Origin of the sequence: Pseudoalteromonas sp. Z1A8, from assembly GCF_011378855.1 — a bacterium.
Lineage (GTDB): Bacteria > Pseudomonadota > Gammaproteobacteria > Enterobacterales > Alteromonadaceae > Pseudoalteromonas.
Genome location: NZ_WTLB01000081.1, coordinates 1 through 10024, shown reverse-complemented (window position 1 = coordinate 10024; position 10024 = coordinate 1). Strand labels below are relative to the sequence as shown.

4 protein-coding genes are annotated in these 10024 nt (G+C 37.9%); 3 read left to right on the top strand and 1 reads right to left on the bottom strand.

The genetic code is table 11. The features are described 5' to 3' along the window. The first annotated feature begins 725 nt into the window (after positions 1 to 725). On the top strand, positions 726 to 2630 hold the full coding sequence (locus GQR55_RS18955; RefSeq protein ID WP_166421834.1) for a hypothetical protein: 1905 nt from the start codon (positions 726 to 728) through the stop codon (positions 2628 to 2630). A gap of 12 nt (positions 2631 to 2642) precedes the next feature. Then, the gene (locus GQR55_RS18950; protein WP_166421833.1) at positions 2643 to 4469 is read left to right on the top strand and encodes a S8 family serine peptidase; all 1827 of its coding nucleotides are present in this window, start codon (positions 2643 to 2645) and stop codon (positions 4467 to 4469) included. A gap of 644 nt (positions 4470 to 5113) precedes the next feature. On the opposite strand, the gene GQR55_RS18940 is transcribed toward GQR55_RS18950, so the two are convergent. Further along, on the bottom strand, positions 5114 to 5875 hold the full coding sequence (locus GQR55_RS18940) for an IS5 family transposase (RefSeq protein WP_166421832.1): 762 nt from the start codon (positions 5873 to 5875) through the stop codon (positions 5114 to 5116). A gap of 371 nt (positions 5876 to 6246) precedes the next feature. Between GQR55_RS18940 and GQR55_RS18935 the strand changes: the two genes are divergently transcribed. Beyond that, positions 6247 to 10024: tetratricopeptide repeat protein (locus tag GQR55_RS18935; protein ID WP_166421831.1), on the top strand; the 3778-nt coding region annotated here is incomplete at its 3' end.

The window sequence follows — 10024 nt, the reverse complement described above, 5'->3', positions numbered from 1 at the left end:
ACAAGATAAAGCTACCGATTGGTTATGGACTTATAATAATGAACGCCCTAACATGGGCATAGGTGGCATAACACCCATACAAAGACTGGAAAAGTTAAACAACGGAAGTTCTACAGATAGCCTCTATTAAAAATGGGGGGGATTACACACTCTTCGCTGCTTAAATACGCGACTGGAAAAATTGCAATAAATAACGTAGAAATAACAATATAATTATTTAACTTAAATAAATTTAATGTTAAATTGAATGTGTAATTTATTTCCCAAGGTTGGGACATAGTAAAAAAGGAATTATAATGATTATATCAAAGCATCTAACTTCTATACTACTCGATCAAAAAAAACCACATATAGCAATAATTTCTTTTTAATTAAGACATAGCATTTAATGAAATAACTATATTTTATTTAATACTTTAATTCACATACACAGTTTGTAAGTTCTAACCTGAACCCGTGTATTTTTATAATTAATTTAATGACTTTTATTATTCTATTTTAATTGCCATATAAAACTCATTTCGTTAATTACCATTAGTACATACTTAAAAAAATCAAATATCACGTTACATCTACTGTGTTTTACTTAAAAAACTTAAAGGTGGTCAGATACTAAAAGTCATTTTTATTATGGTGTTGCTGGTTAAGCTACTTTTATTAGATTAAAAAATAGATACATACGTTACTTCGAAACCGTATATTAAAATAAGAAGGTTAAAAGGGAAATGAAACAATTATTTAAAGGCATATTATTTAGCGCATTTTTACTTCAGCTTAGTGCGTGCGGAGGCGGAGGCGGAGGCGAGGATAAAGCTGCAGAGCCCATATCTCCTCCACCTCCAGTAATAGAACCACCTAAAAATAACGTACCAACTTTAAGCTTTAGTACGTCATTAGAGCTTAATGAGCTAGAGACTAGCGCTGTAGAAATCACAGTTAGTGATGCGGATAATGATCCTATTTCGCTATCTATAACCTCGTCACATCCTAATTTAGTGGTTATTTCTGAAACTGACGGCGTAGTCAGCCTTACAGCCCAAGCTGTTGATGAAGACACCATAATAACTATCGAAATAGTTGCATCTGATGGTACCGATGAAGTGTCAGGTACACTTAATGTATTAATAAAAAACATCCCTGAAGTAGAGCTTGAACTTTCTGCCGCTAATCTAACTATCAATGAGCAAGAAAGTGGCGGCATTACATTTGAATCTAAAAATGGCACCGTCACAGTGGTGTCCGACAATCCCGCTATAGCCTCTGTAGAACGTATTGATAACACACTAAACGTTACGGGTGCTGAAGTTTTAGAAGATAAAAACGTTAACATAACTATCACTATTAATAACGCTGAAACAGGTAAATCACTCACTAAAATACTTACTGTATCTGTTTTAGATGTACCCGTTTTAGAGGGCGTTATGGAGATAACTATGCCAACTAATAGCGAAGGAGTTGTTGCTGTAGAAACCTATAAAGAGAATGTGATACCAGTAAATTTAAGCTCAACGACCAATGAATCATTAACATGGTCTATTGAGAGCTTAGAAAGTAATGACGTAAATTACGCCGATGCGGTGATCGATATGATTGAAAGCTTTCATCAAAAAGATGGATCTTTCGTTATAACAACACGATCTATGCCTATTGGTATGCAACATTTTGATTTTTTATTAAGTTTACAAGTAACGAATGGCACCAAAAGCAGTATAAAAACATTTGTTTTAAGATTGGCAGATCCAATTAATAGCAAGCCTTTAATATCAATTAATAATAGTATCAGCGCTTTTGGTGTATTACCTATCAATACACCGACCAAATTTCAAATCACCTTTACTGACGACGACCCTGAAAAAATAGAGATAGATCTGTTAAATACCCGAGTTTGGTTCGGCGATGCTGAAATATTTAGTTACACCATAGACGATATTAATAACACAATAACCGTTGATCCTGGTGACGCACAGATTGGTGAAGAATTTGGTATCTTTTTAGCTTATACAGATGCAAATATCAATTCATCTGATTATGGTGCCTTTAGGTTCATGGTTTCTCACGTAATGGGAGATTACGAAAAAGAAAATTTGGATTATCTGCAAATAGTTCATAATAAGCTTAGTGCGCTAAAGGAGTATCAATATCTAACCGATTTTTATACGCAAGTGTTAGAAAACAACAACCTGTTGAATCACTCTGAAGTTACATATTTTAATCAAGCAGCTAAGGTTACAGATTCAAGTAGTTATAGTATTGCAGTGAGTTCAATCTATACATTTGAAGCTAGAACTGTCCTTGGTACAGATGAAACGTGGGGTGAAGAAACTGCTGAGTCATATAAAGAATTAATCGATTCACAGATACAATCTGCTGAGACATTCTTTAACCGAAATGCACAAGTACTCGTTAATGAATTAGGGCTACGCTCTAATAATTTACTCCCGACATTTGAATTTGAAGAAATACTAAATTTATATGATACAGAAAACAATCTGTATAGCCGTTTTGCTGGTAACGTAAAATATGGCGAGTATGTGGATGGCAAATTTGTATTTTCTGATGAATATTCATTTCTAAATGCAATCATCGAAAAGTCAGTAGCAGATACAGCCACCGTGTTTGAGCATAAATAAAAGGAATTAAAAATGAAAAACTATATTGTGTTACCCGCAATACTTATGCTGTCAACTCCTTTAATGGCATCAGTAACAGTTGATAATATGCAAGTTGAGAGTGGGAAGGTTAAACAGAAACCGTTTAATTTAATTGTGACTTTTAAAGATAAGAATATACACAATTCACTATTATTGGATCCAAAGCTTGAAAGCGTGCTCAAAAAAGAAGCACAACTATCAAGTATGAGTCTGTCGAGCGTTAAATATAAATATAATGTATCAAGCGCCATTGATACTGCTTATGGTACAGCAAAAATGATATCGCTTAGTAATGATCATAATTTAAAGTTTTCGCATCAGCGTTCAATGGCTTTAGGTGCTGATTTAATTCAGGTCAATACACTCTCTTCGTTAGAAGCTCAGCAACTAGTTCTAAAATTACTCGCGTCAGGCGACTTTGAAAATGTAATGATAGATACCCCGGTGTCAAAACAAAATTATAATGATCCTTATTTTGACAAACAGATTTATTTTCAGCCACGTACCTTAACCAATCACTATGGCCAAGATTATGTGAAAATGCGTGAGCTGACCGTTAACAACTTGGGCAGAAAAATTCGCATAGGTGTTGCCGATACTGGGTACTTCCCTCATGAAGATATAGGTGAACTTATTGAAGGCTATGACTTTGTCACCTCAGAAGATGCATTGTTAGCAGAGCCAGAAATACGCGATAATGATCCTACCGATTTAGCATTCTTAGCTGATGGCACTCTTTGCCATGATGGTCATGGGCTAAGTGTTGCTGGCTTGATTGCAGCCGAAAGTAATAATGGTGTTGGTGTTACGGGTGCCGTTGACTCTAACAACGTTGAAATGGTCTATTCGCGCGTATTGGATTGTTTTGGTAATGGGAATACCTCAAACACTCTAGATGCAGTGGCGTGGATGTCAGGTGAAAGTGTTCCTGGCGTGCCTGATATTAAACAAAAGGTAGATGTTATTAACTTATCATTAGGTGGTTCTTCAGCGACAGGCTGTGATGAGTATAGACAAGCAATCTATTCTAAAGCGAGAGAAAGTGGCGTAGTCGTTGTGGTTGCTGCAGGTAACTCAAACACTGATGCAGAGACTTTTTTACCCGCTGCTTGTAATGATGTTATAACAGTTGGCGCAACAGAATTTGATGGCAGTAAAGCTAGTTTTTCAAACTTTGGTGAGCATATAGATGTGATGGCTGCGGGGAGCTCTGTATGGATGCTGTCTAGTGATGAATTTAGTGAACAGTTATATTTTCGAGGCAGTGGTACTTCCATGGCGACACCAAATATTGTCGCCGGAGTAAGTAATTTATTATTAACTTATAACCACCTAACCCCTTTACAGGTTGAGGAGATGTTAATTGCAAATGGCCAAGGGTATACACATAATTCACTGTGTGGACAACTGGGTTGTGGCAGTGGCGCTGTTGATATGGGGAATATAATGGATGCAATTCCAAGCCTACCTACTATTAATAAGTATACTAAAGTTCATCGCTACGAAGACTATAACTCTGAAGATAAAACTCAGTGGTTAACACAAATGGATAAGTTTACTAATGTCTGTAATACGGTTAAATATACTTGGGGTCAATTAGGAGGTATAACCGATAACATAACATATAAATTATATATGTTAGAAAACGATAAAATGGTTTACAAAGAAACTGTTAATTCACCTCAAAAAATATATGACCAAACTTTAGATATAGTTGTTGGTGTCCAAGCATGCTCACAAGGAGCTTGTGGCAATATAGTCCAAATGTCAGGCCCTGTTAGCAAGCCTAATTACTGTAATACAGAGTCCGCTATATAGATGTTAAAATGGGCCATTTGAAACCCTTATTCAAATGGCCTCCATTGTCAATATATTAGTAATATGACTAATTTGACCACAATCAGTTTAATAGCCGTGTTGGAGTTGTATTAAAGTTAGTATAGAAAATTTGCTTTAGCTCAATCAGTAGGAACGAGATAATGCTTAACTATTGAATGAAAATATCAATATGCGTGATAATTAAAACTCACTAAAGGGTGGCCCTGTAACAATATCTGTGTAAGTACCCATTTTAAATATAGTCCGAAATGCGGTCTTCGAATTCAATCATGAAGTGATTCAAGGCCGATTTCCAATTTCTTTTTAGCATAGCCCATTTTTTCGATGATTGAGTGATGGCTAAGTGAACTACCCATCGACGCCACCTCGTGTCGAGCAATAGGCTTCTATAGCTTAGCTTTATACTTGAAAGCTGAGTGATTAGCGACATGACTTTGGCGGCCAGCATACTGCCATTAAACTTTTGCATCGCTGTACGTTTAAATCTTCAAACACTAAAATTTCATTTTCATTGGCTATCTGTCGTAAAGTTTTATATGCAAAGTTGAACCTTTGCCTTGAGGTTTTACCGTGTAATTTATTGATGCATTGTTTAGGGGCTGTTGTTCTTTGTAGTATATATATTAATCAGTCCACATTGGTAGCCACATCATAGTGAATGCTAAAGCAAGCATGGAATGATAATTCCGTTCAAGCTTTTCATACCTTGTGGCTATCCCTCTATATTGTTTTATCCGACCAAAGGCATTCTCAACTAAGTGCCTATATTTGTATATGCACCAGTCAATATCTTCATTACCCACTAAACTGTTATCCTTGCGTGGAATAACGGGTGTAGCGTTATTATCACGAATGAACTCTCTTAGTTTTTCACTATCGTAGCCTTTATCTGCGACAACCACATTACTCGTTGGGCAATTGGCTACAAGTGACTCTGCATGGACAATATCATGCGTATTTCCACAGGATAATTCATAATAAACAGGCAATCCTCCGCTATCTACTGCAAGATGTATTTTAGTCGAATTGCCACCTCGACTCTTACCGATTGATTCATTGTCAGCGGTTCTTGCACCGCAACTATGCTGGTGAGCCCTGACAATACTGCCATCAATAAAGATCCAATCCATATCAGCATAGTGGGATAACACACGAAATAATTCATTCAAAATATCTTTTTTGGACCATAAATTAAATCGTCTATAAATAGCACTCCACGAGCCGAAATAAGACGGTAAATTTCGCCAAGGAATACCGGTACGCATCTTATAGAGTATGCCCTCGAGCGTTTTTCTATGCTCAGGCTTATTATAAATTCGACCACTTAAGTGCATTACTTTTGATAAGACATTCCATGTCGCGTCTGTTAGCATTAATCTTGCCATGAGGGTTCGGTGTAACGTTTTTTAGCGAATTCAATTATACCTTACTCTCATGCTGTTTGTTTTTCATACCGCAAAGATCAACACGCCCTAGTGTCCTTAAATTAAAGCCCTCAGCTGATTTTAGAGCTGAATACAAAGTAATGGCAAAAAGCCACTCATAGATTCCCTTCAAATACTTGATTTAAAATACGTTGAGCAGTAAGTTCTATTAATACATTTCTCTCGATACACGTATTAATACTGTTTTTAAGTTTATTACTGTTTAACGAAACGTTTTTAACAGTCAATAGAAAACGACCAATGTTTTGAGTAGTCATGGAATGGATAAAAATACCAATGCGCCCTCCCCACTCTAAAAGGAATTTAAATTAATGTCACATCCTGAATACCTTTCTAATTATTATAATGACTTGCTCTGCTCTCAAAAAACGCCACTGCTCATTGAGCTAACGGCAAAAGAAATACAAAAGCTACACAACTTTCAGAGCGAAGATGCTAAATACTTCCCTCTTTCACTCGCCGAGCGTATTTATAACCAAGAAGACTCAAAAAAAGGGAGTAATATTTTCATTATTGATGGGGATAATGTTGCCTCAGGGGAGCGTTTTTTATTACTTGAAATACTCCTTGAGAAATTACGTGACGACGTCAAGGGGATTAAGAATTTAGCGACACTTAAAGAGTCTTTAAAAATGGCCGCTTCAATGGCCAGCGGTGGGTTAATAAATGATTTTTTTGGAAGCTATCTAGATAAAGGCTTAAACTTTCTATTCAATGAGGCCAGTGAACAATTTTCCAGTTTATTGACAGATGTCGTCGTCAATCAACTTGACCTTTCCAAGACAATTCTCAGCGGTGTCGAGGGTGTATTAAGTGATAGCGCTGGTATTAAATTGGGCGATATTGTTAATAAAATCAGCCTGCAGAAGTTACACTTATCTTCATCAGCGAAGTCCGAGCTGGCCGCCTTATCAAGCACCTTTTCTAAAAGCCTAAGCATTGATGCCTTTCAGTTAGCTTTTAAGCTGCTGTTAGCGATTGCTCTAGATGCCCCGAAACTTATTTATATCAACAACCCCCATAAACTTGATAACAGCTCAATTGGCTTACTTTCATTGTTATTTTCTTTTGCTAAAAATCAAAAAGATCATGATAAACATATCGGGCTCTCTGTTATTTACACCTACACTGATGAAGCATTTAGTTTGTATGGTGAGGTTGATGAAGTATTACACCCCAAGCAACAGTTATTGGTTGAACAACGACGCTTTGCTCAGCGCTATGCCATGTTAGAAAAGCCCAGTAGTGATATTCCTATGGTCGCAGTTAAGTCATCCTTGTTTGTGGGGCGGCGCGACGAGCTTGAACAGTTAAATAGGCACTTTACAGACAGGCAGCCAACTACTCTGTCTGTAATTTCGGGTGAGCCTGGTATAGGTAAAACAGCCTTAGTTAATCAACACTTAAACAACATTCAGGCGCACGATGACATTATTGCCCTCACCCTCGTGAATGAGGTTGGGCATAGTTCTAGTAATACGGGGCTTAGCTCATTAGAAAAGAGCATTATCGATGAAGCTAAGCGTATTGAGTTATTGGTGGGCTTAAAAGACAAAGGAGTTAACTTTTTAAAAAGCATGGCCTCAAAAGACAATGCTTACAAAGCTATTGGTGTCATTTTCTCTGGTGCAGACAAGGCATTAGCCGTTGCTGATAGTGGGTTTCAGCGAATAAATGTGGATAAACACATTCAACACGTTCAGCAAATCGGTATAGGAGATATAGATAATAAACAGGGTGATGCAAAACAACAGCAGTTTGATAAATTAGATAAAGCCCTTATCAAACTCAAAAGTATTAGCTCTCACAATTTACCCATCGTACTGTTCATTGATGACTTGCAATGGATAGATGATACTTCAAGCGAGTATATCTTAACGCGTTTATTACAGCAGCCTGATTTATATATTGTTGCAACATTACGTCCAAGTGATGGTGCCACAGTCTTTAATAAGCATCTTACACATCAATCGTTACATACTTATTCATTAAAGCTATTGAAAGCGTGCCAGGTAAAAGGCTATGAAGCTTATAGTGAAGAAGTGGAAAGTGAATTACGCCCTGCTATTATCCCACTGGCTGGTTTTGATAAATCAGTGCTTGAAGCGCTTATCAGTCAGGTAATCAAGGGTGAGCCATCGCAACATGCGGCATTGACCAATTCAATTTTTACCGCGCTGTCAGGTAATGAAGCAACAGAGGTCAATACATTATTTGCAGTTGAAACCATCAACATGCTGTGTGATAAAAAGCTCTACGGTGAAAACACGTTCGAGCGACTTATTTTAGATGCTCCACTGCGCTTTAATCCAGAGCTTAAAAATATTGAATCAACGCTAACAGAGACCTTTTCGACTCTGCAAGCTAAATATAAGGACTCATTAGCACATGTAAATGAGCTAGCCTCTGGGCAGCGGTTTAATTTAATGGCTTATGCAGTGCTTGAAGAGCGCTTGCACCTATTAAAAATCCATTTTACTACGCATGGCAATGCTGCCGTCAATACATTACTTTTTTCATCTTTGCTTGGTGCCCCTTTTTCGTCAGACATAGTTAAGAAATCGCTTGAAGCTATAGCACACAATAACAACGTATTACTTGCACCATTACGGGCGCACATTAATCAGAGCGACCAAGAAATCGGATTAACCGCTGAGCACTACGTTATTATCGATGAGGTCTATGAAATATTAAGCCGCTTTGCGCTCACCGGCGACAAGTACACGTACCGCCATGGTTTACTCAATATATTCCTTGAGAAACAAGTTGAATACCTACTGGACACTGTGTTTATCAAAGAAAATCAGCAAGCGAAAGAAACACTGTTTAAGTTAATACTCTCGGTAATAGCACACGAACATAAACAACAACCTTTTTATGGCAAACCGGATATGAGCCTGAATTCCGCCTTTTTTGAGCAGTTAACTTTCTTTAAAGTAACAGAGCAAAAAGTATTGGAGGTATGTTTTACTTTGAACCCGGCACACTTTGCTAAAGATTACACCACCAGCCTAGTGAGCTTAGCATCGAGTTATAAAACCAATAACCAGCTACCACAGGCGATTGAGCTTCAAGAAAAGGCATTAGCGATCCGTGAAGCCCTTTACCTTGAAAATAACGCCGCGTGGGCCAACATGTATACCACCAGTCTAAATAACTTAGCATCGAGCTATTACGCTAATAACCAGCTACCACAGGCGATTGAGCTTGAAGAAAAGGCATTAGCGATCCGTGAAGTCTTTTACCTTGAAAACAACGCCGCGTGGACCGACATGTACACCACCAGCCTAAATAACTTAGCATCGAGCTATAAACAAAATAACCAGCTATCACAGGCGATTGAGCTTGAAGAAAAGGCATTAGCGATTAGTGAACCCCTTTACCTTGAAAATAATGCCGCGTGGGCCGAGGATTACACCACCAGCCTAAATAACTTAGCATCGAGCTATAAACAAAATAATCAGCTACCACAGGCGATTGAACTTCAAGAAAAGGTATTAGCGATTAGTGAAGCCCTTTACCTTGAAAATAACGCCGCGTGGGCCGAAAAATACACCAGCAGCCTAAACAACTTAGCATCGAGCTATTACGCTAATAACCAACTATCACAGGCGATTGAACTTCAAGAAAAGGCATTAGCGATCCGTGAAGCCCTTTACCTTGAAAATAACGCCGCGTGGGCCGAAAAATACACCATCAGCCTAAATAACTTAGCATCAAGCTATTACGCTAATAACCAACTATCACAGGCGATTGAACTTCAAGAAAAGGCATTAGCGATCCTTGAAGCCTTTTACCTTGAAAATAACGCCGCGTGGGCCAACATGTATACCACCAGTCTAAATAACTTAGCATCGAGCTATTACGCTAATAACCAGCTATCACAGGCGATTGAGCTTGAAGAAAAGGCATTAGCGATCCGTGAAGCCCTTTACCTTGAAAATAACGCCGCGTGGGCCGAAGATTACACCACTAGCCTAAATAACTTAGCATCGAGCTATAAACAAAATAACCAGCTACCACAGGCGATTGAACTTCAAGAAAAGGCATTAGCGATTAATGAAGCCCGCTACCTTGTAAATAATGCCG